The following is a 20,261-nucleotide window of genomic DNA, read 5'->3' on the forward strand; positions in this document are numbered from 1 at the left end:
CCCGTCCCGATGGAACACGTTCAGGGCGATACCGTCATCGAAGCGCAGCCGGTCGAAGAGCGCCCGGAAATGCGCGAGTCTGATCGATCCGTACACGATCCCCGCGAAGGAACCGTCTGCCGTCTGGATCCGCCGGGTCATGCGGATAATGCTCTCCCCGGTCAGACGGGACTGAGTCGGTCCAGTAAGGATCAGACCCGCATCGGGATTGGACTTGTGGATCTGGAATTCCGGCAGCGTGCTCAGGTTGGGCCGGTTCTGCAGGTTGGGATCGCTCGTCAGTTGGACATCACCCGCCGCATCCGTGACGGTGATCGGGCCGAGACCGGAGCCCGCGACGGCGGTGTCGAACACGGCCAAGCGTCTGAGTTCCGGGTCCAGAATTATGATATCCGCGCGGTGCGCCAAGCGTGCGGAACTCTGCAGGGAGAGATCGTAAACCCGCAGGCTGTGGCCGACCCCCTCCTCGATCACGGCCAGGAGGTTCGCGGCGTTGCGGCGCGCATTGTGCCAAGCGACATCGCGGAGATCAAGGCAGAGATAGACCCCGAGCAGCGTCAGGCAGAGCAGCAGGCACGTGCCCCCCAGCGCGATCAGACGCGAGGCGCGATCGGCGAGGTGGACTCGGATCGCTGTGGCAGTCGCGCGCAGGACCATGGGCTCGATCGGGTTGCCGCCGGCCCCGGCAACCGGGGAGCGGACTTGCTATCGACCCGAATTCTGAGTCCCGAATATTGAAAAAGGAGTTATTTTAGGAATTAAGAAGCGTCCGATTTGCGCCAATATAGATCAATCGGCACCAGGTCTGTAAGTGCTGCCGCGTCAAGTCAGCGGTCAGCCGGATTTCGAGCACCGTCGATCAGGCCCGCGATGGGGTGGCGAGCGCCGGGCCGTCACCGATCGGCGGCGTCAGTCGCCGATCCCGAACAGCTTTTCGATGAAGTTGCGGTCATCCTTCTGAGCGCGCCGCGCCGGCGCGGACTGGCGCGGCGCGGGCGCCTCCGGTTCGCCCAGGATCTGCCCGAGGAGCCCGCCCGGTGCAGGCGGCGCGGCACTCGCCACCGAGGCGGTCGTCTCCGGCTGCCTGCGCCAGCGGTTGAGGCCGGGGAGCGGGACCGGAGTCTGCCCCTTCAGCGCCTGGGTCATATACGACTTCCAGATCTCCGCCGGCAGATTGCCGCCGGTGACCTTCTTGGTCAGCTCGCCGTCGTCGTTGCCGAGCCAGACCCCGGTGACGAGGCTGCCCGAGAATCCGATGAACCAGGCATCGCGGTAGTCCTGCGTGGTGCCGCTCTTGCCCGCCAGGTCCCAGCCCGGGATGTCCGCCTTCTTGCCGGTGCCGCTGACGAAGACCTCGTGCATCATCGCATTCATCATGCCGTCGGCGTTGGCATCGATGACCCGGCCGAGACCGTTGTCGGAGCGCTTGTACAGGACCTTGCCGCCCTGGCTCTTCACGGCGGTCACCACGTAGGGGATCACGCCGGTGCCCCCGTTGGCGAAGGCCCCGTAGGCGCCGACCATCTCCAGCAGCGTCACTTCGGAAGTGCCCAGGGCGATGGAGCCGTTGGCCTGGAGCGGCGAGGTGATGCCGAGGCGCTGGGCGGTCTGCACCACGGTCTTCGGGCCGACCTCCTGGCCGAGCCGCACCGCGACGGTATTGAGCGAATGGGCGAGCGCCGTCCGCAGGGTGACAGGCCCCTCGTACCGGTGCGAGTAGTTCTCGGGGGCCCAGTTGCCGATCCGGACCGGCGCGTCCTCGCGGACCGTGTCGGGCGTGGCGCCGTGCTCCACGGCAGCGAGGTACACGAAGGGCTTGAACGAGGAGCCGGGCTGGCGCTTCGCGGTCGTGGCACGGTTGAACTGGCTCTGGGCGTAGTCGCGCCCGCCGATCAGCGCCCGGATCGCGCCGTCGGGCCGCATCGAGACCAGCGCGCCCTGGCCGACATTGAAGCGCGCGCCCTTGGCGTTGAGCTCGTCGGTGAGCACCTTCTCGGCGGCGGCCTGGAGGACGGGATCGACGGTCGTCTGGACCGTGATGTCGGTGTCGAACTTGCCGACGTAGTCGTCGAGCACGTCCATCACGAGGTCTGCGACGTAATTGGCCGAACCGCCGCCGCGGGCATTGGTGGGCTTCGCCGGCTGGGCGAGCGCCACCTTCACGTCCTGCGGCGCGGCGAAGCCGAGTTCCTGCATCGCGGCAAGCACCTGGGCGGCGCGGGCCTGGGCAGCCGGGAGGTTGCGGTTCGGAGCGAGCCGCGACGGCGCCTGAACGAGGCCGCCCAGCATCGCGGCCTGCGCAAGGCTCACCTCCTTGGCGGGCTTGCCGAAATAGCGCTGCGCGGCCGCCTCGACGCCGTAGGCGCCGGCGCCGAAATAGACACGGTTCAGGTAGAGTTCGAGGATCTCGTCCTTGGTGTACTTGTGCTCCAGCCAGAGCGCGAGGATCGCCTCCTGGATCTTGCGCGAGGCAGTCCGCTCCTGCGTCAGGAACAGATTCTTGGCGAGCTGCTGCGTCAGGGTCGAGCCGCCCTGCGCGACGCCGCGCCGGGTCAGGTTCTGACCGATGGCGCGCAGGATGCCGACCGGATCGACGCCGAAATGCTGGTAGAAGCGCCGATCCTCGATCGCCACGAAGGCGCGCGGCAGGTAGGGCGGCAGCTCCTTGATCGAGACCACCCGGCCGCCGGTCTCGCCGCGATTGGCGAGCAGCGAGCCGTCGCTTGCCAGGATGGCGATGTTGGGCGGCCGCTTCGGCACCGCGAGCTGGTCGATCGGCGGCAATTGCGACGCGTGGTAGGCGATGAGCCCGGCAAGCCCGATCACCCCCCAGAGACCGAGGACGACGGTGCCGTAGACGATGCGGCCGAGCCAGGACCGCCGGCGTCGGCCACGACCCGAGGCCTTCGCCCGCCCGGTGGTCCGCGCCGGCGCCTTGTTCGGCTGCCGCGCTCCTCCGCCGCCCGATCGCTTCGCCACGCCGTCTCCTGCCCCCCCGGGACGGTCCTCCCGGGACAGGCGCAGATCGAGTTCGCCGCGATCCCGGACACGCCCCTCGGGCACGTCGAAGTTCGGCTCAATCCTGCCCCGACCCTTGGCCATGCATCCCGTCTACGAATGTTCCGCCGCAGCGCGTCTGTCGGGCGCGCCGCAGGACGGTTTCCGCACGCTAAATGCGGCGGTTTAAGGGGCCGTTATCGAAGCGTTCGGCGCCCGTTCCCCATCCCGCGCGCCGATACGCCCTAGCGTTGGGCAGGAGGCTGGACGACCGGCGCGCCGAGCACCCGTCGGGCCTCCGCGAGCAGCACGGAATGGCGGGCCGATTGCGGACCTGAGTCCGGCGTCTCACGGCCCAGCCGGGCGATGCGAGACCGGAACAGGCGTCGGCGCAGGCCGAACCAGCCGATGCTCATCAGCAGCGCCTGAAGCACGAGACGGACGGCCTCCGTCCGCTCGCGCTCCTCGGCGATCACAGCCGAGAGCGCCGCCTCGCGGCGAAGGGCAGCCTCCAGCTCCTCCCGGACGGCGGCGCGGGCCGCCTCGTCCTTGCGCGCCGCGTCGAGCTGGATCCGGCATTCCTGCAGCGCGCTGAGCAACAGAAGCTCCTGCGCGGACGCATCCCTCATCAAGGCCTCCTGGGGCGCCCTATCCCGTTCGACCACGGGTGGCTCCGCCCGATCATCGTCATGGCGGTGCCAAAACAGCCCGCACAGATCCGTGCGCGACGCCATAGCGAGCGCGGCCGCTGGCCGGAAGCCGCCGACCGGATTATTCGGCACGCGGACCGCGACGCAATGGGGAATCGGGGACGTGCAGATTCGGATCGCTCTGGCCTTCGGAGCCATCACGCTGGGAGCCGGCACGGTGATGCCCGCACCGGCCCGGGCCTATCAGCTCGACACGGTGAATCTGGTCGGCTGCGCCCAGGAAGGCGGCGTCTGCCGGATGCCCTACGCGACCAACGTCTATTACGGCGTGCCCGGCCGGACCAACGGTCGGCCGTTTCCTCAGGGCGGCGCCGTGCCCTGCAACAGCCAGACCTTCGGCGATCCCGCACCGGGCCAGGCGAAGAGCTGCTGGTACGCACCGCGCATCACTGCGGGCGGCTCCGGCGGTGGCGGGTACCGGAGCGACGATTACGACGACCGGCGCGACGCCTATCGCTATGGCCGCGACTACGACCGGCCGCGCGCACGCCGCCCGTACGACGACGATTATGAGCCTGGGCCGCGCCGCTACAGGGATGATCCGGACGACTATTGATCTCGATCTGAGAGCGCAGGCAAGGGATCGTATTTGCCCTGTTAACCCCCATCCGGCATCGTCCCGGACCGCGGAGATCGTCTCCGCGGACCCGCGGGTGCGGATGGGGGAGTCGATGAGGGAGAATCGCCGCGGCGTCTTCCGGAAGAACGCCTTCACCTTCGGCGCGGTCCTGCTCGACGGCGGCGAAGTCAGTTGCTTGGTCTGGGACGCGACCGAGGTCGGCGCCCAGATCGAGGTCGACGGCGATCATGTGGTGCCGGACCGCTTCCCGCTCCGCGTGAGCGCCGGCGCCGAGCCGCGCGCGGCGGCCGTTGCATGGCGGCGCAGCCGCCGGATCGGCATCGCCTTCGAGGGCTGAAGCCGCCCGTCTCAGGTCGCCTGCAGGACCGGGCGGGTCCGGGACTCCGACCCCACGAGTTGGCACCAGCGCGGCCGCACGAACAGCAGATCGAGCGCCGTGCCGCGAACCAGCCGCTCCAGGACCAGCGGCAGCAGCACCGCCACGGTCATGACGATGAGGCTTGCAAGTCCGATATCGGCGATGGCTCCGGTGCGCACGAGGATCTCCCGGGTCGCCGCCATGGGTAGCGAAAAGGCGAGATAGATCACGATCGAGCGCTGCCCGCAGGTTCGGACCGCCTCGGCGATCGGCCCCCCGACGCGGCCGAGGAGCGACGCCGCCACCACGATCGCGAGCGCACCGGCGGCGCCGAGGGCGAGGCTCACCAGCGGCAGGCTGGCGAGGGTCGGGTGATTCGGAAGGCCCGACGGAGTCAGCGCGAGCCAACCTTCCACGAACGCCCATGCGGCGAGGCCGCACAAGGCGAGCCGGACCCGGTGCCGGGCCGCGTCCGCGAGGGCGAAGATGCGGCCGGCGAACAGATAGCCGGCGACGAAGAAGACATATCGGGCGCAGAACTCCTCGATGAGGGTCGACTCGCTGCGGATGTCGGCAATCTGCAGCACGGCGGCACCGGCGAGCAGCACAGCGTCGGGCACGCGGCGCAGAGCCTTGGTGACGACCGAGAACACCGCGAGCAGATAGATGAACCACAGCGTCGAGTAGGGTTCGATCAGGGCATGGGCGAGATGCGCCGCGAAGGCCGTGGGGCCGTCATCGCCGGCGATCTTGCCGTATCTGGCGGCCGACTGGATCACCAGCCAGAGCACGTAGAAATAGGCGAAATGGACCACCCGGCGGTCGGAGAACAGGCGCCAGTCGCGGTCGATCACCCGCCCCATGAACAGGCCGGACAAAAGGAAGAAGTCCGGAATCCGGAACGGCTTCGCGAAGGCCACGACCGGATGGAGGAAACCTTCCCCGCCCATGGCGTCGCCGGTGCCCGTGACGGAATGCATCATGACCACCAGGAGGATGCAGATCCCCTTGGCGATATCGACCCAGGCGAGCCGATCACCCGTATCCCCGACCCCGGCCATCGTCCCACCCTCGCGATCGGAGGGATCCTGGACCGGTTTGGGTTGACGGCGATGAACGTGATCGCCGCAACCTGCGGATGTGACGAACGGTCGGTAAACGCCGGCGGTCAGACCTTGCGCCGCGCCGACCGCCGCGCGCGGGTCATGCGCGTCGCGGCGTGAAAATCGTCCGGCCGGCCGCGCACCCAGGCGAGGAAGCGGGCTATCTCCGGATCGGTCCGCAGGGCTTCGAGATCGGCCAAGCGCTTGGCGATCTCGGCCTCACTGTAGCGTGCATGGATCGCCGAGTGGCAGATCTGGTGTAGGCGGACGGTACCGCGATGGGTTCCGCCCTTGAGCTTCGGGGTGAGGTGATGGAGGCTGGAGCGAGCGCGATGCGGAATCGGGCGCTCACAGAGCGGGCAGACCGGCTCGGGCCGGCCCTGCGCACCCGGTGCGTCCGGATCCTCGGCGCTCCAGCGCTGCGAGCGCCGTCCGACCACGCGCGCCCCTCTCCTATCCTTGCTGATCGACCGGCTGCGGGCAGGTCGGACCGACACGCTCTCTGAACATCGCCTCGGCCTCTCGGTCCCGGCCCCCCAGGATGGACACGTGGTCGCCCGGGATCACGGCGATCCGCGCCCGCGGGCCGGCTGCTGCGGCGAGGCCTTGCGCCAACTTGAGCGGCACCACCGTGTCGTCGCGTCCCTGCACGATCAGAACCGGCGCAGTTCCGCCACGGATGCGCGTGTCCGAGCGGTATGTGTCGCGCAGGAGCCAGATGGGGACTAGCGGGACATGCAGCCGCACGGTGTGGATCATCGAGTCGAACGGGGCCTCCAGGTAAAGCCCGATCGTCGGCACCCGTTCGGCGACGGCGACCGCGACGGCCGCACCCAGCGAATGGCCGTGCAGCAGGATCGGCGCGTCGGGCGCCTGTGCCCGCGCGGCGTTTGCGGCCGCCAGGCCGTCGCGGATCAGGCCGTCTTCGCTGGGGCTGCCGGTCGAGCCGGGATAGCCGCGATAGGCCACGGTCAGCAGACCCCAGCCGCGCGCCCGCCACGGCTCCGCGGCGAAGCGCTCCGCGTGCGGTTCCGGGCGGGATCCATTGCCGTGGAAACTGACGATGACGCCGCAGCCCGGCCGCGGCGGCCGCCACAGTCCGTGCAGGGTCTCGCCATCCGGGGTCGCGACCGTGATCGTCGCGACCCCGGGCGGCACCGGCCAGGGTGTCGGCGGGCTGAAGGCGCCCGGATAGAGGAAGCGGCGCTGTCCGAGGGCGAGCGCGGCGCAGGCCAACCCGCAGAGCAGGAGCACGGCGAGCAGGAGGCCGGCGAGGAGTCGCATGCGATGCGGGTGAGGCCGTGGGGTTGAGAAGCGGATGCGTTCGATCGAACGGTTTTCGGGATGTGTTTTCTAGGGCGCCCGGTCAGCATTGACAAAGCCGTCCGCGCGCCTGAGTCTGGAACCGTTCCGAGGGGAGCCCCGCCGGGGGCTGAGATTGGGCACGCTGCCCTGACCCTTGAACCTGATCCGGCTCATACCGGCGGAGGGACGGGAACCTGCGGTCGCATGTCGCGCGGCCCCATCTCATCTCGGCCATCGCGTGGACCGGACTGCTCCAGCACGAGGAGAGGCCCACGATGAACGCACCCGTTCTCCCCAAGGATGTGAAAGGCAGCCCGGAGACCGTGACCACGGGTCCGGTGACCGGATCGCGCAAGGCCTATGCGAGCCCGGCCGGACGGCCGGACATCCGCGTCCCCTACCGCGAGATCGTCCTCTCCGATCCGAAGGAGGAACCGGTGCGGGTCTACGACCCGTCGGGCCCCTACACCGAGACCGACGCGCGGATCGACCTCAATGCCGGCCTCCCCGGCGTGCGCGAGCCCTGGATCGCGGCTCGCGGCTACGCGGCCGTCGCCCCGCGGGCGGTGAAGCCCGAGGATAACGGCTTCGCGGGCGACAAGCTCGTGGCCCCCTGCCCCGCCGAGCGGACCATCCGCAAGGCGGCCCCGGGCCAGAGGGTGACCCAGTACGAGTTCGCCCGCGCGGGGATCATCACCGAGGAGATGATCTACGTCGCCCATCGCGAGAACGTCTGCCGCGAGAAGATGCTCGCGGGCGCCGAGGCCGCACTCGCCGACGGCCAGAGCTTCGGGGCCTCGGTCCCGCCCTTCATCACCCCCGAATTCGTGCGCGACGAGATCGCCCGCGGCCGGGCGATCATCCCGGCCAACATCAACCACACCGAGCTGGAGCCGATGGCGATCGGCCGGAACTTCCTGGTCAAGATCAACGCCAATATCGGCAACTCGGCCGTGACCTCCTCGGCCGCCGACGAGGTCGAGAAGCTCGTCTGGTCGATCCGCTGGGGCGCCGACACGGTCATGGACCTGTCCACCGGCCGCAACATCCACAACATCCGCTCGTGGATCATCCGGAACAGCCCGGTCCCGATCGGCACGGTGCCGATCTATCAGGCGCTGGAGAAGGTCGGCGGCGACCCGCTCAAGCTCGACTGGGAGGTCTTCAAGGACACGCTGATCGAGCAGGCCGAGCAGGGCATCGACTACTTCACCATCCATGCGGGCGTGCGTCTCGCCCACGTGCCGCTGACCGCCCGGCGCGTCACCGGCATCGTCTCGCGCGGCGGCTCGATCATGGCGCGCTGGTGCCTGGCCGGGCACCGGGAATCGTTCCTCTACGAGCGGTTCGACGAGATCTGCGACATCATGCGGGCCTACGACGTGTCGTTCTCGCTGGGCGACGGCCTGCGCCCGGGCTCAATCGCCGACGCCAACGACGCCGCGCAGTTCGGCGAATTGGAGACGCTGGGCGAGCTGACCAAGGTCGCCTGGGACAAGGGCTGCCAGGTGATGATCGAGGGCCCCGGCCACGTGCCGATGCACAAGATCAAGGTCAACATGGAGAAGCAGCTGAAGGAGTGCGGCGAGGCGCCGTTCTACACCCTCGGCCCGCTGACCACCGACATCGCCCCCGGCTACGACCATATCACCTCGGGCATCGGCGCCGCGATGATCGGCTGGTTCGGCACCGCGATGCTCTGCTACGTCACCCCGAAGGAGCATCTCGGCCTGCCCGACCGGGACGACGTGAAGACCGGCGTGATCACCTACAAGATCGCTGCCCACGCCGCCGACCTCGCCAAGGGCCACCCGGCCGCGCAGCTGCGCGACGACGCGCTCAGCCGCGCCCGGTTCGACTTCCGCTGGGAGGACCAGTTCAACCTGGGCCTCGATCCGGATACGGCCCGCCGCTACCACGACGAGACCCTGCCGAAGGACGCCCACAAGGTCGCGCATTTCTGCTCGATGTGCGGGCCGAAATTCTGCTCGATGAAGATCACCCAGGATCTGCGGGCCGAGGTGCTGGCGATGGAGGAAGCCGGCGAAGTCGTGGGCGCGTCGCCCGCGATGTCCAAGGCCGAGGCCGAAGCCGGCATGCGGGCCAAGTCGGAGGAGTTCCTGGCCGAGGGCGGCAAGCTCTACGTCGACGCCGCCGAGTGAGGCCAAGGCACGCCCAGTCCGATCCGGATTCGGGCGTGCCGCCGTTCCGCCCCGGCGTTCCACCGCACGGGGCCTCGATGTCGAGGACCGCTCCGGGTCGGGCGCCATTGGTACCGCGCATCGCCGCACGCATCTGATCCGCGGCGATGCCGACGGCGCGCGGGGTGCCCAGTTCGATGATCGGGGCGCAAATCCTTCTCTGATCCGCCTGGACAGAGCGGAGCGCTTCCAGTCGCAGGCGCTTCCTGTCAGGTGCCCCGTAGCCGCCCGACGCGGCCTTGCTGAGCAAGCGGGTATCCCGATCCTGAAAATGGGCACCGGAGGCAGCACTGCGGCTGTACATGCGATCAGGATGATGCGGGCGCGTCCGACGTCGACCGGTCCGCGCCCGAGGATGGCATTAAGCCGCGCAACGATCTTGTAGCGAGGCCTGCGGACAAACGGGTCACGCTTCCCCGATCGTCTCCGGTCGCCTGCACGGCGAGCGCCCGCATCGCGATGGCGAGCATCGGAAAATATCTGCCCCGACCGCCCTCCGGACGACACGGAATGGCCCGGGGTACGGTCGCGGGTGAACGGATCAGATGCGCGACGAGCCGCCTCTCGGGGAGAAAGCCGCACGGATTTGTGTCGCAACGCTAACGGGATGTTCATCGCATCTCGGACCGCGAGCCACCATCCGGTGGATCGCCTGCTGCCGTTAACCGCTGGTTAGGCAGCCGCCCGTCTCAATCCTTCGATCACAGGATCGCAGGAGACCGGCCATGGAGATCCGTCCGCTGACACCCCCGACGTCGGGGCCGCAGGGCCTCGACGCCCTCGGCGCGACGGCCGCCGCCGCCGTGACGCAGGAGGCCCCGGTGCCCCAGAGCACATCCGCGCCCCTCGAACCCGCGGTGAAGCTCGACATCGGCGCAACCGGCGGTAAGGCGCGCTACATTCAGGACCCGGACACGAGCACGATCGTCTTCCAGGTGGTTGACCCCGCGTCCGGCAACGTGATCGATCAACTCCCCAGCGAAACCGCTCTGCGCAATCGCGCCTACGATTCCGCACGCGGCACGCAGGGGGCACAGACCGGCAGCCTCTCCCGCGTCGCCTGAATACCGTCGGTCAGACGCTCAGCCAGCGGCCCGACGCAGCGGGCGGGGCCCGGGCTGAACCGCGAAGGGGCCAGGAGAGCCACCAGAGCAAGCCGCCACGCGACGAGGAGGCTGTTCTCGACAGGCGGCGCCGGGGCCGGATTTCGATCGACCGGCTTCGAGACGACGAGCTCACTGCCGTCCAGGGCACACAGAAATCGCGCTGAATCGCACGCACGGCCATGCAGGGGGTCGGATGCCGGGCCGCGAAGTCGGAGATCCGGGTCAGCGCCTCCACCGGATCGCAAGGCGCATCCAAACCCGTCGAGCCTTCGCCGGGCAGCGTAAGGAAGATCGCCTTCGGACCCGTGATCCTTTCACGTGCCGCGGTCAGGTCGCGTGAGATTTTTCGGGCCTCGTAGCCGCTCTGAGAGGTTCCCATGCGTTTGACGCCATCGCCGTCGAACTGCTAAACGGTCGGCGCACATGAGGGCTTGGGACCGGTCGGATCGACCGTCGTCAACGCCGGATCCGGACCAGTCATGTGGGCGGGCGTAGTTCAGTGGTAGAACGTCAGCTTCCCAAGCTGAATGTCGTCGGTTCGATCCCGATCGCCCGCTCCATACTTTTCAATAGCTTAGAGCCCCTGGCTGACAACACCGGGACGCGTGATACCAGCGGTAGGCATTGGTTAATGACTTACGCTGATTCGCCGGCGCCATTCTGAACCCTATCGCGTCGCGATGAATGACGTGGGTCGCTGGGATATTCTCACGTCGCACGCGCGACCACGGGCGCCAAGACAGCCTCGAAGTGATCGCGCGGCATCCGATGGGGTCGTCCGTCACCCCGGCGAATGCGAGGCGTCCGCGCATGGCCGACGTGACTGCCATCGAATGGACTGACGCCACTTCGAATCCGGTGACGGGTTGAACCAAGATCAGCCTGGGCTGTGACAAGTGCTATGCCGAGCGGCTATCCGAACGGTTCCGTGGCGTGTCGGACCACCATTGCGAGACTGGGTTCGACCTGACCCTGCGCCAAGCGCGTCCAGAGCAAGCGCCGGCGTGGCGCGAACCGCGCGTGATTTTCGTGAACACCATGTCGGACCTGTTCCACAGTAAGGGACCCGACGCGTTCGTCGATCGCGTCTCCGACACGATGGAGCGGGCGAACTGGCCGACTTTCCAGGTCCTGACGAAGCGATCCTCCCTCATGGGGTATTTCCTCCACGCCGGAGGAGCTTGGTGTACTTGATGGTGGTCCGAGAGCTTCAGGCTGCTGTCGCTGCCTCGGCCGACCAGCGGAAGTCCTTCGCGTCGCGCCACGTGCGGTGAAGAACGGTTGAGAGCTTGGGGGGGACGGCAACGAGGGCCTTCTGCATACCTCTGCGCTTGGCCACAGCCAGCCCCGAGACCTTCTGCGAGGACCATCGAACCCGAGGGCCAGTCAGCATCACGAGCGCGGCCTTAGACTGGGATTGCCCCGTTTCTGTGGACGGTTAGGGGGCTTGGGAGAGCAGGGTCTCGATCGTCGGTTCTGACCCCTTTTTTTGCTCGTCGACGACGGGTGAGCGGTCGCCGAGCGCCGAGTGACGGCGCAGCGGATTGCAGCAGCCCTCGATGGAACTGAAGACCGCCATCCGTGCCTCGGCCTGCGCGCGGAAGCGAGGGCGAGCCAGTAACTCGCATTCGAGGGTGGAGAAGCCCTTCGACACGCCGAGGACGTGGGCCATCGCGGCGACCGGGAAGTCGGCTTGGTTCGCGCTCATGAACCGGAAGACCCCGACGGCAGAACTCCGGTCTCCTTCGCAAACCAAGCCGTCGCGCGCGAGAGGATGTCGCGCTCCACCTTCAGCTGTCGGTTCTCGCGCCGCAGCCGGACGAGTTCGTCACGCTCGGGCGCAGTCAAGCTGGGATCGGCTGTCGCCGGCTTGGCCGCGCGGCGGCCTTCGGTGCGGTCAGCCTCCGCAACCCAGTTCTCGATGGTCTGGCGCGAAGGTTCGAACTCGCGGGCGAGGTCGGTCGAAGCGCGGCCGGCGCGGATCAACTCGACCATCTAGCGACGGAACTTGGCGGGGTATGCGGGACGGGTCTTGGGCAGCGGGCAAACACCTCACGCGAAAGCGGTCTCAGTGTCCACCAAACCGGGGCAATCCCAATGCCACTTCTCTCCCCCGGCGTCTAAGGGGTGTGCGAAGCCCCTGGGCGAAGGAGCTTGGCACTCCTTCGTGTTCGTGGCGATGCTGCCCGAACCCCTGTCACATCAGGTGAAACCCATGAGCACCCGACCCGCTACAGCGACGCAAGCGGAGATCGCCCGCGCCATCCGTGCGCTGGTCGATGCCGGGTTCACGCATCCGCGTGTCGTCTAAACCCGTGACGGCGGGATCATTGAGCCGGGGCCAGTCCCGCACCATCGTGCCGACAGAGGATCCCGAGGAGGAAGAAGTCTTCACCGTCTGACCACCCCAATACCCTGCGAGGGAAGGGCACAAACACCCGACCCGGCGGCGGCACCTTCGACCCGGAAGTCCCCCGGCTCCGGGGGAGGGACCATCAAACAATGCTAAATCATTGAGAAGATTGGCGCACCCGACACGATTCGAACGTGTGACCTTTGCCTTCGGAGTGTAGTCGAAGATTATCTACTATCGTTATTCTTCATTTCGAATGATGCACAAGTTCCGGCGAAGTGGTATTAAGATGTTGCTCCATAAGGCGAACGGCGAACCCTCTCGTCCGGCCGCCCGATACGATCGAAACAGTCGGCGTAGGCTGTCCACTCGACCCGTGGCACACCTTCGGCACACCCTCTCACGAAGTAAAAACGACATTATGCCTTCTCCCCGAATTTCAACACGCGCGCGCCAGCGCGACCAGCGCCGGGAAATTTTCGAACGCGATGGTCGCCTCGACCTCGGGGACGGCGTCAGCCTCTACCGGCACCCACGTTCAAGCTTCATCTACGCTGACTTCCGGATCGGCGATGAGCGCACCCGGGAATCCACCAAGACCAGTGACGTCGCCATCGCGCAGCAGGTGGCCCTCCGGCGGCGCAAGGCCCTGGCGTGCCGGGCCGAGGCCGGGAAGCCGATCTCGATGCAGGGGCCGAGCGTAGGCGACGTGCTCGAATCCTACGTCGCCGATCTCGTTCGGCGCCGAGATGCCGGTGAGCACAAACTCGGCCCGGAGATCTCGGTCATGCAGCGTAACTTCATGCCGTTTTGGCGGACCGTTCCGTTGCCCGATCTCGATAGACGCCAGTTCTATGCCTGGGAACGTTGGCGCTTGGAGCAGAATGTCGAGGGCGCGACAGTTGCAGCGTACAAACGCGGGACCAGCACGGTGTCCGTTGGGCGAAAGCTCAAACCGCCCAGCCAGAACACCCTACGCCGCGAGAAGCAGTATTTCGTCAAGGCGCTGACCTGGGCGTGCGACCAGCCCGCTCCGCTCATCAGCGACGAAGTCGTCCATGGGCTTCGTCACCTGCCCCGCCCGCGCGAATCAAAGAAGCAGCGCGTCGCCGGGGAGAAGCGCACCGCGCTCACTGCCGTACAGGTCGAGAAGTTGTTGGCCGAGTTTGGCCGTGTCGAGGACGTCGAACGCGCGCGCGTCCAGAAGTTGGGCGAGCGCGGCAAGCGCAAGAATTACGATCGGCGGCTCATGGCACTGCATGTGCGGCTATTGCTGTGCACCGGCCTCCGCCCCGGTGCCGAAATCCTCGAACTAACCTGGGACCGCCTGAGTCAGGTCAAGAACGAGCACGGTGAAGATATCGTCGTGATTGACCGCTGCGGGGATGGCAAAACCGGGCCCAGGATGGTTAACGCCGACCCAGAGGCGGTCAAGGTGCTTGCCGATCTACGCACGCTCCTCAAAGAGTTCGGCTTTGCCGATGCGGGTCAAGAGACCCTATGGCCTTCGCGCCGCGGCGGTGTCGTACGCGACATGGGCGCGAGCTTCAAATCCACCCTCAAACGGTTAGGTTTCGACGCCACGATTTCCGGCGAACCACTTTATATCTGCCGTCACACATACCTGACTGAGCGACTGAGGAAAGGCGTAACGTCAGATATCCTTGCAATTAACTGCGGGACCTCCAACGAAATGATCAGTCGTCACTATAATCACCTGAGGTCGGAAGACATCAGGGGTGCGCTTCGCCCTGCGGATGCTCGCAATCCTCTCCGGTTGAACGTTACCCGATCGCCGATTTCAGGGGAGACGAAGCTGACCCTGGACCCAACGGGGCAGATCGTCTTTACCCGCTGACTCATGATGTCGTGGGCAATGTTGAGTAAAAATTCGGCGCTCGCTGGTGCACCCTGGACGGGGTTCTGAACCCCCTGACCCTGGATAAGGCCGATTTAAGAAAATTGTTACCAGCGTCGCCCCTGAAGCCATCACGTGAGTCGATACGAGACTGATCGTGCATTTCCTCACGCAGCTCGATGAGGATCAGGCTTTCGCCTTCTGCATCCGGTTCCTCTGACGCTGCTGCACCATCTCCCAGCGCTGTTCGATCAGCCGGTCTGGGATCGTGTACTCCGGGTCGACGCCCATCAGCCGTGCCACATACTCGTGCTGCCCCAGACTGGCACCCCAGACGGAACGGACCGCGCGGCGGGTCACGTTGTTGTTCAGGAAGGCCACGAGCTGAGCCGCGTCGCCGGTCTGAAGCGTCGAGATCATCTGCACGCTCTGAGCAGCCCAGAATATCGATTTGGGTCCGGTCGGTAGGACGATGTGGCAATTTTGGTCTTCCATCCCGAAGGCCCACATGATCGGCCGATCTGATGTCAGCAGGGCAGGGGCATAGAAGGGCAGCGTCCGGTGGCCCCACACCATGTTGATGAAGCGCTGGCCGATCTTCTGGCTGTCGGACGCCGCCGTGGCGATCTGAAGGGAGTAGTGACGGAGATCGTTCTCGTCCCTCTCCGCCTCCAGGGCCTCCAGAAGCGTTCCAGGCTGCTCAGGAGTGCGGCGCTGCTGATAAGACCACTCCGCCTCCGGGGTCGGCTTGAAAACGTCGTGAGTGAGCTGCCTCTTGATCGCCTCGATCGTTTCCGGGGTCCGGAACGTCAGGCTCATGACGAAGCGTCCCCAGGACGACCGCTCCGCTGAATCCAGATCGACGTGACCCGACTCGAACTTCTTCAGGACGCTGGCCGCCTTGGTGTCGACGGGCGTGAAGAAGCTTCGCTCGTAGCCGTTCTGGAGTTCGGGCGGCAGGTGGTCAAGAAGGTACAGCTTGTCGACGTACCCGGTCTGCTTCGGTGAGACCCAACGGAAGCGGACCCGTGAATCACGAGGGCGGCTGAACTCAAGCAGCCGATCCCCGCCGAGTTGCCAGCGCTTGAGGTAGAATTCCGGGATGTAGTGATGCCGATGCTGCGGCTTGTTCTGAGTCATTTCAACAGGCTGCTGAATACATCCTTCATCGGGGAATACAGCTTATTCAGGTACTTGGTTACGTCAACCAAGAAACGCAACGGCTCGTATTTGGACAGGATAGGGCAGAAGCGTTGGATCAGCTCAATCGCGAGACCAAGCAGCAGTGATCCCGAGCCAAGGGCGAACTCAACGGGATAAGCTGCAACTCGATCAACTGCGTATTGAGAGACCACGGTGAAAAAGTTGCTCAGGCTGCATGCCAGCGGGATTGCGATGGTCTCTGCGCTGACGATGCCGGACACCGCCGGTTCGATCATCTCTTCGAGTCGCGCCGCTATGCGTGGATCGACTGGCGCTCCCGGCTTTTTCAGAGCGGCTACTACAAGCCGCGCATTTTCAACAAGACCAGATGCGTCCTCCACATTGAGCTGCGAGGTCGCGACCTCTTTTAGGTATATCTTCCAGTCTTCGAACTGATTCAGGAGCACACCGATGCCGGTCAAAACGTGCTCGACCTCGACGAGAAGCATCTCATCGATCTCATCCGACATTCGTTTTGTGAGCTTCTGGACAAGCTGATAGCTCAGTCCGAATGCTTCGATCGATACATCTTCAAGTGACTGGTCGAGGTAGGCAAGCAAAGCCGTGCAGGTCTTGACGTAGCGCTTGTCCACGTTCGTTGACGTTGGCAGCTCGTCGACTAGCCCTCTGAATGTATCCCGAAGACCTTCGCGCAGACGATTGGCAGATGGATAATCAATCCGGCCTGATTGAGTCTGGCTGTGGACCAGACGGAGTGTTTCATCTTGCACCGCCACATTGAGCGGGGCAGGGCGCTGGTCCGGTAGAGTGGGCGCCTCCAAATTATCAGAGCTGGTTAAGATAACACCCGTCTCGACGAGTTGAATGGTTCGTTTCGCAAGCTGGATCAATTCGCGAAACGCTTCACCTTCCTGATCTATTCCCGTATCTCTAGCGATGGATAGGGATGCAAAGATCATTTCCTCAACTTTATTGATCACATCGGATCCGGTCTCGGGCGACGGAGAGTAGAGGAAATCGGTAATCGCGCCGACGATCTCGTTTGATTTAGCGATGATGAACGTCGAGTATTCAGCGCACTCGACTTCTCTATTTTCTGCGGAAACTCTATCCATCCGAGTTCGGATTGCGCGAAACTCCTCGCCCATAATGCCAATTTGGTTGGTGAGACTGAAGACGGTCTTAGATGCCATCTGCCGACCTTGTTAGACCCTGTGGAATACACACGCCGCAGGACGCTCAGTATGCGGCGCTGGAATGATTCACGGCAACAGTTAGATCCGCTTCAGGTACCGGCACGCTTCGTACGCACCGCTGTTCTGGAACGTTCCGCCCCAGGGCCGGTAAAAATCCTCATCGAACTGCGACTTGAACATCCCGTCGACCGTTTCCGATTCCGCCAGCTTCTGCATCACGTACTCGTGGCACTTCACCCGATAGTGGGCGTAGGTCCACATCAGCCCGTGATACTGGCTCGGGAGGATGACCTGGACGTGGATGAATCGGAGCGCGTCATCAGTCTCCGGAATCACGTCGAGCATGACGTATGATTCCCGTGGGGGACGATCCATGTGCGTGAAAGGCTTGAAGCCGGTCGGAGAGGTGTAGGCGGAGACGAGCCGGTCCCGGTCCGACATCGGAGGCGGGGAGGGCGGGCGCCGCAGCCAAGTCACGGTGACGAAGGCTACCGCGACACCGACCAGCGCCAGAGCGGCGGTGGTGACCTTATCATCTCGGCTACTCAAGGCATGAACCCTCGTTGTCGGGCATACCTTAGCGAGCGGTGGCTAACGCATGGTGGACCACCTGCGACACAGGGCTTTGTGGCCCGATGAAAGGTTCATTTTCTCTGAAACCCACCGAGAGCGCTGCGTAAGGCTTTACTCAGTCGGGATAGGACGGCGGCCTCGTAGGAGTCGTTAACCGATGATTCACGATGGCCACTATCTGGAGTTCACGCGGTTGGCACAGGCTGAATCGGGCTGGAAGGGATCGATCCCCTCTGCCTGGGTCAGGTCCCTGCCCAGTTATGCCGGTGGCGACGTGCCGGAGCGCCACCTAAAGCGCGCCGAGCTGCGTGCCTTCTGCCAGTCGGCCTCGAACTCTAGCGAAGCCTGCTTCGTCGCCTGCATGGCCTGGGGTGGCATGGATCGCCGCAACGGTGCGAAGGCCCTGGGCGTCCGATCAGCCTTGCTCGCCATGATCGATGGGATCCGTCGAGGCGGAATCAGCCGCACAGAGGCTTACGACCGCTTCCACAGCGCCGTCGTGCCCGGCCTTGCCCCAGCCTACTTCACCAAGCTGATTCACTTCATGCGCCCTGAGGGGGACGGCTACATCCTCGATCAATGGACGGGGAAGTCCGTGGCCCTGCTATTTGGACCCGGAATCATCGCGATCCGGAAGGACGGCTGGGTCCACAGAGCCAATGACGCGACCGTCTACGGCCGGTACTGTGACGCAGTCGACCAACTCGCAGAGAGGGTCGGGGTCACGGGCGAAGTGGCCGAAGAGATGATGTTTTCGCGGGGAGGGCGCACGAAGCAGCCCTGGCGGCAATACGTCATTCGGAACTGGAAATAAAAGGCCCCGGCTGATTGGGCTCAATCCGGGGCTTTCATCGTCCTGACTAACCGTCTCACCAGTCGACAGCCAAGACCTATTCAACATACCTGTGCGGTGAGGGCCTTCAATATGCCTCTGGGATAATCCCCAGGGGCATTTTCATTTACGGACGCGCCTCCAGGCAATTGAACAGCCACGTCTGCGCGTCTCTGCGGTGGCTCCAGATGCCGGTCCAGACCAGAGCGTGATTGGTGCGGTTGTACTCGAAGGCGAAGGCAGACCCGAACCGGATTCCGCCGCCGTATATCGTGGAGCTATCCGAGGCGATCGAAAGGCGATCTCCGGCCGCCGTCGTCCCTGCCTTCCCGTTTAGGTATGTCCACTCTTCGCGGAGGCCGGAGCTGATCATGTCGACCCGCTGATTGTCGACATCGAGAAGAGCAAGGTCGACGTAATCAAACTTCTTGTAGCCCGAGTCCGGCCCCGTGTACTTGATCAATTCGCACTTCAGACCGACCGGCAACGCCCAGGCAGGCACCGCGCTCAGGGGGAACAGAAGTAGGAGTAGGGGCGCGAGCTTTTTCAACATGGCTCGCGTTTAGGTTGAAAGGACGCCCTGCGTCTATCGCGTTGATGACACACTGGTCCAGGCACGTGAGCGTGATCACATGAGCTGGCCGCGGAATCGCTGGAGCTTCGAATTGGCTGATCATACCGAACAGACTGCGAATGATCGGCTATGGGCTCGCCCAAACAAAGCGCAGGGCGCTGCCGATACACTAGAGCTATCGATCCAAAGCATAGAGCCCTCGGATCGAGTGTCGAAAGAGTATGAAAAAATTTCACGTGTCGTTCATGAGTTACTTGAAAGACACAGCAAAAGTATCAAATCGTTTCTTGTGGGATTTGAGCAGCTAGCGAGAAATTTGCACGTTGTCGCCACAAGAATCACAGATGCTTTGCCATCAGAAGAAGCTCTAGGACGGTTCGCAAAAATAAATGCACAGCGCGACAAGTTGGATTCGATAGGATTTTTACCTCACCAATCGATGAGGCTCATTATTGAAGATGACGGCTTATCCGAGGATGCTCTATCCCAAGCAATAGAGAACCATTTTTCTGGGCACTGGCTCGAAGTAGCAGAGATCTTTCAAAGGGACATTGACGGGTTTGACGTAGATGATGAGGCCAAGGCTACCTTTCGAGAAGCATTGGCCGCACATGGCAACGGCCATTACCGTTCTGTGTGTCGACTCCTTTTTCCTGAATTTGAACGGATCATTCGCTATGAGCTTCATGGCGGTCAGTTGTCGGGGTTGACCAGCTTGCGTAGCTTCAGAAAATTTGTTGAGGAACTCGGCTTAAGCGAGGCACTTGAACTCGGTGGATTCAGCGTTTTTTCGTTGATGGAAACTCTTATCGACCGCTTGTACTCCGAGGCAAAGGACCCCGCTCAGATTGAGCTTTTGCGAAGCGATCCGATCCCGAACCGGCACGCATGCCTGCACGGGATAATTTCCTATAACACCGCGAAGAATAGCATCAACATGCTTGTGATGGCAGACTTCGTGTATCGAGTTGTTGGGTTGTTGAAAGCGAACAAAGGGACCGGTGATCAGGTGGCGTCCTAACCCCAACGGAACCGGAAGGCGAACGCGGCATCGTCCGTCCGCGGCTCTACGACGAACATCCTGGTGTCGATGCTGATGCCGGTGAGCCGCAGCTCATTGCCCGCACACCACGTCTCGAACTCCGACCGGGAGCCCAGATCGTGAATCACGCAGCCCGGCGCATCTGGGTGACGAAACTCGAATCCCGCGAACACCGCCGGGCCATCCCTGAATAGTATCAGAGCCCCACAGCCCGAGGGCACGATCGATCCACGGTCGGTGACCGGGGCGTTACAACGGGGTTTTCGATGGCCGAGGGTAAATTTGTTTCCTATCTACGTGTCTCGACCG

At 64.4% G+C, this 20,261-nt stretch carries 19 protein-coding genes, 1 tRNA gene, 3 pseudogenes and 1 riboswitch; of the genes and pseudogenes, 9 read left to right on the plus strand and 14 right to left on the minus strand.

Features of this window, described 5'->3' with window-relative positions; all coding sequences use genetic code 11:
• From I53_RS15960 to I53_RS15970, 3 genes and pseudogenes are all read right to left on the minus strand, one after another.
• Window positions 1-657: pseudogene (locus tag I53_RS15960) on the minus strand (GGDEF domain-containing protein); the annotation flags it as partial.
• Window positions 658-909: 252 nt separating this feature from the next.
• The gene (locus I53_RS15965) at window positions 910-3,102 is read right to left on the minus strand and encodes a transglycosylase domain-containing protein (protein ID WP_043352424.1); all 2,193 of its coding nucleotides are present in this window, start codon (window positions 3,100-3,102) and stop codon (window positions 910-912) included.
• Window positions 3,103-3,242: 140 nt separating this feature from the next.
• Window positions 3,243-3,626 carry a hypothetical protein gene (locus tag I53_RS15970; RefSeq protein WP_043352426.1) on the minus strand — a complete coding sequence of 128 codons (384 nt, stop codon included), beginning with the start codon at window positions 3,624-3,626 and terminating at the stop codon, window positions 3,243-3,245.
• 184 nt (window positions 3,627-3,810) lie between these two features.
• Here I53_RS15970 and I53_RS15975 point away from each other — a divergent pair, with 184 nt between their 5' ends.
• The gene (locus tag I53_RS15975; RefSeq protein ID WP_043352428.1) at window positions 3,811-4,263 is read left to right on the plus strand and encodes a hypothetical protein; all 453 of its coding nucleotides are present in this window, start codon (window positions 3,811-3,813) and stop codon (window positions 4,261-4,263) included.
• A 115-nt stretch (window positions 4,264-4,378) separates the two neighbouring features.
• Window positions 4,379-4,624, plus strand: coding sequence for a hypothetical protein (locus I53_RS15980; protein ID WP_043352457.1), 246 nt, complete (start codon window positions 4,379-4,381; stop codon window positions 4,622-4,624).
• 11 nt (window positions 4,625-4,635) lie between these two features.
• On the opposite strand, the gene I53_RS15985 is transcribed toward I53_RS15980, so the two are convergent.
• The 3 genes from I53_RS15985 to I53_RS15995 form a co-directional block, all read right to left on the minus strand.
• The gene (locus I53_RS15985) at window positions 4,636-5,706 is read right to left on the minus strand and encodes an acyltransferase family protein (protein ID WP_043352430.1); all 1,071 of its coding nucleotides are present in this window, start codon (window positions 5,704-5,706) and stop codon (window positions 4,636-4,638) included.
• 107 nt (window positions 5,707-5,813) lie between these two features.
• Entirely contained in the window at window positions 5,814-6,188 is a 375-nt protein-coding gene (locus tag I53_RS15990; protein WP_043352432.1) for a restriction endonuclease, read from the minus strand.
• A gap of 13 nt (window positions 6,189-6,201) precedes the next feature.
• Window positions 6,202-7,032: an alpha/beta hydrolase gene (locus I53_RS15995; RefSeq protein WP_043352435.1), complete on the minus strand. Its 831-nt coding sequence runs from the start codon at window positions 7,030-7,032 to the stop codon at window positions 6,202-6,204.
• Window positions 7,033-7,151: 119 nt separating this feature from the next.
• A riboswitch (TPP riboswitch) is annotated at window positions 7,152-7,257 on the plus strand.
• Window positions 7,258-7,328: 71 nt separating this feature from the next.
• Here I53_RS15995 and thiC point away from each other — a divergent pair.
• From thiC to I53_RS36145, 4 genes are all read left to right on the plus strand, one after another.
• Window positions 7,329-9,215 carry a phosphomethylpyrimidine synthase ThiC gene (gene thiC / locus I53_RS16000; protein ID WP_043352437.1) on the plus strand — a complete coding sequence of 629 codons (1,887 nt, stop codon included), beginning with the start codon at window positions 7,329-7,331 and terminating at the stop codon, window positions 9,213-9,215.
• A gap of 764 nt (window positions 9,216-9,979) precedes the next feature.
• Window positions 9,980-10,318, plus strand: coding sequence for a hypothetical protein (locus tag I53_RS16005; protein ID WP_043352439.1), 339 nt, complete (start codon window positions 9,980-9,982; stop codon window positions 10,316-10,318).
• A gap of 527 nt (window positions 10,319-10,845) precedes the next feature.
• Window positions 10,846-10,920: transfer RNA gene (locus I53_RS16010), tRNA-Gly, on the plus strand.
• Between the two features lie 322 nt (window positions 10,921-11,242).
• The gene (locus I53_RS36145) at window positions 11,243-11,554 is read left to right on the plus strand and encodes a DUF5131 family protein (protein ID WP_374701333.1); all 312 of its coding nucleotides are present in this window, start codon (window positions 11,243-11,245) and stop codon (window positions 11,552-11,554) included.
• A 16-nt stretch (window positions 11,555-11,570) separates the two neighbouring features.
• Here the strand turns inward: I53_RS36145 and I53_RS31375 are convergent.
• From I53_RS31375 to I53_RS33980, 3 genes and pseudogenes are all read right to left on the minus strand, one after another.
• Window positions 11,571-11,768: pseudogene (locus I53_RS31375) on the minus strand (IS110 family transposase); the annotation flags it as partial.
• Window positions 11,769-11,798: 30 nt separating this feature from the next.
• Window positions 11,799-12,002: pseudogene (locus I53_RS16020) on the minus strand (IS3 family transposase); the annotation flags it as partial.
• A 62-nt stretch (window positions 12,003-12,064) separates the two neighbouring features.
• Window positions 12,065-12,355 carry a transposase gene (locus I53_RS33980; protein ID WP_085987669.1) on the minus strand — a complete coding sequence of 97 codons (291 nt, stop codon included), beginning with the start codon at window positions 12,353-12,355 and terminating at the stop codon, window positions 12,065-12,067.
• A gap of 779 nt (window positions 12,356-13,134) precedes the next feature.
• Between I53_RS33980 and I53_RS16030 the strand changes: the two genes are divergently transcribed.
• Complete coding sequence (locus I53_RS16030; protein WP_043352441.1) at window positions 13,135-14,571, plus strand: site-specific integrase; 1,437 nt, start codon at window positions 13,135-13,137, stop codon at window positions 14,569-14,571.
• 186 nt (window positions 14,572-14,757) lie between these two features.
• Here I53_RS16030 and I53_RS16035 read toward each other — a convergent pair whose 3' ends face one another.
• From I53_RS16035 to I53_RS33275, 3 genes are all read right to left on the minus strand, one after another.
• Window positions 14,758-15,711, minus strand: a complete 954-nt coding sequence (locus I53_RS16035) for a DUF4238 domain-containing protein (RefSeq protein WP_043352444.1) — start codon at window positions 15,709-15,711, stop codon at window positions 14,758-14,760.
• Window positions 15,708-16,928, minus strand: coding sequence for a hypothetical protein (locus I53_RS33270; protein ID WP_148291151.1), 1,221 nt, complete (start codon window positions 16,926-16,928; stop codon window positions 15,708-15,710). Before I53_RS33270 ends, I53_RS16035 begins: the two co-directional genes overlap by 4 nt.
• Before the next feature lie 81 nt (window positions 16,929-17,009).
• Entirely contained in the window at window positions 17,010-17,480 is a 471-nt protein-coding gene (locus I53_RS33275) for a hypothetical protein (RefSeq protein WP_148291152.1), read from the minus strand.
• Between the two features lie 181 nt (window positions 17,481-17,661).
• Between I53_RS33275 and I53_RS16050 the strand changes: the two genes are divergently transcribed.
• Window positions 17,662-18,318 (plus strand): hypothetical protein, encoded by a 657-nt coding sequence (locus I53_RS16050; protein WP_043352450.1) that lies wholly within the window; start codon window positions 17,662-17,664, stop codon window positions 18,316-18,318.
• 145 nt (window positions 18,319-18,463) lie between these two features.
• Here the strand turns inward: I53_RS16050 and I53_RS16055 are convergent, their stop codons facing one another.
• Window positions 18,464-18,889, minus strand: a complete 426-nt coding sequence (locus I53_RS16055; RefSeq protein WP_043352452.1) for a hypothetical protein — start codon at window positions 18,887-18,889, stop codon at window positions 18,464-18,466.
• A 112-nt stretch (window positions 18,890-19,001) separates the two neighbouring features.
• On the opposite strand from I53_RS16055, the gene I53_RS33280 reads away from it, so the two are divergent.
• Window positions 19,002-19,931 (plus strand): hypothetical protein, encoded by a 930-nt coding sequence (locus tag I53_RS33280; protein WP_148291153.1) that lies wholly within the window; start codon window positions 19,002-19,004, stop codon window positions 19,929-19,931.
• Here the strand turns inward: I53_RS33280 and I53_RS16060 are convergent.
• On the minus strand, window positions 19,928-20,125 hold the full coding sequence (locus I53_RS16060) for a hypothetical protein (RefSeq protein WP_043352454.1): 198 nt from the start codon (window positions 20,123-20,125) through the stop codon (window positions 19,928-19,930). The genes I53_RS33280 and I53_RS16060 overlap by 4 nt on opposite strands.
• Between the last annotated feature and the right edge of the window lie 136 nt (window positions 20,126-20,261).

This window comes from Methylobacterium sp. B1, assembly GCF_000333255.1.
Taxonomy (GTDB): Bacteria; Pseudomonadota; Alphaproteobacteria; order Rhizobiales; family Beijerinckiaceae; genus Methylobacterium; species Methylobacterium fujisawaense.

Bases quoted from the DNA above. Each gene is read 5' to 3' on its own strand.
- I53_RS15965 (WP_043352424.1), bottom strand. From the start codon at position 3,102: ATGGCCAAGGGTCGGGGCAGGATTGAGCCGAACTTCGACGTGCCCGAG.
- I53_RS15970 (WP_043352426.1), bottom strand. From the start codon at position 3,626: ATGAGGGATGCGTCCGCGCAGGAGCTTCTGTTGCTCAGCGCGCTGCAG.
- I53_RS15980 (WP_043352457.1), top strand. From the start codon at position 4,379: ATGAGGGAGAATCGCCGCGGCGTCTTCCGGAAGAACGCCTTCACCTTC.
- I53_RS15985 (WP_043352430.1), bottom strand. From the start codon at position 5,706: ATGGCCGGGGTCGGGGATACGGGTGATCGGCTCGCCTGGGTCGATATC.
- I53_RS15995 (WP_043352435.1), bottom strand. From the start codon at position 7,032: ATGCGACTCCTCGCCGGCCTCCTGCTCGCCGTGCTCCTGCTCTGCGGG.
- thiC (WP_043352437.1), top strand. From the start codon at position 7,329: ATGAACGCACCCGTTCTCCCCAAGGATGTGAAAGGCAGCCCGGAGACC.
- I53_RS16005 (WP_043352439.1), top strand. From the start codon at position 9,980: ATGGAGATCCGTCCGCTGACACCCCCGACGTCGGGGCCGCAGGGCCTC.
- I53_RS33980 (WP_085987669.1), bottom strand. From the start codon at position 12,355: ATGGTCGAGTTGATCCGCGCCGGCCGCGCTTCGACCGACCTCGCCCGC.
- I53_RS16030 (WP_043352441.1), top strand. From the start codon at position 13,135: ATGCCTTCTCCCCGAATTTCAACACGCGCGCGCCAGCGCGACCAGCGC.
- I53_RS16035 (WP_043352444.1), bottom strand. From the start codon at position 15,711: ATGACTCAGAACAAGCCGCAGCATCGGCATCACTACATCCCGGAATTC.
- I53_RS33270 (WP_148291151.1), bottom strand. From the start codon at position 16,928: ATGGCATCTAAGACCGTCTTCAGTCTCACCAACCAAATTGGCATTATG.
- I53_RS16050 (WP_043352450.1), top strand. From the start codon at position 17,662: ATGATTCACGATGGCCACTATCTGGAGTTCACGCGGTTGGCACAGGCT.
- I53_RS16055 (WP_043352452.1), bottom strand. From the start codon at position 18,889: ATGTTGAAAAAGCTCGCGCCCCTACTCCTACTTCTGTTCCCCCTGAGC.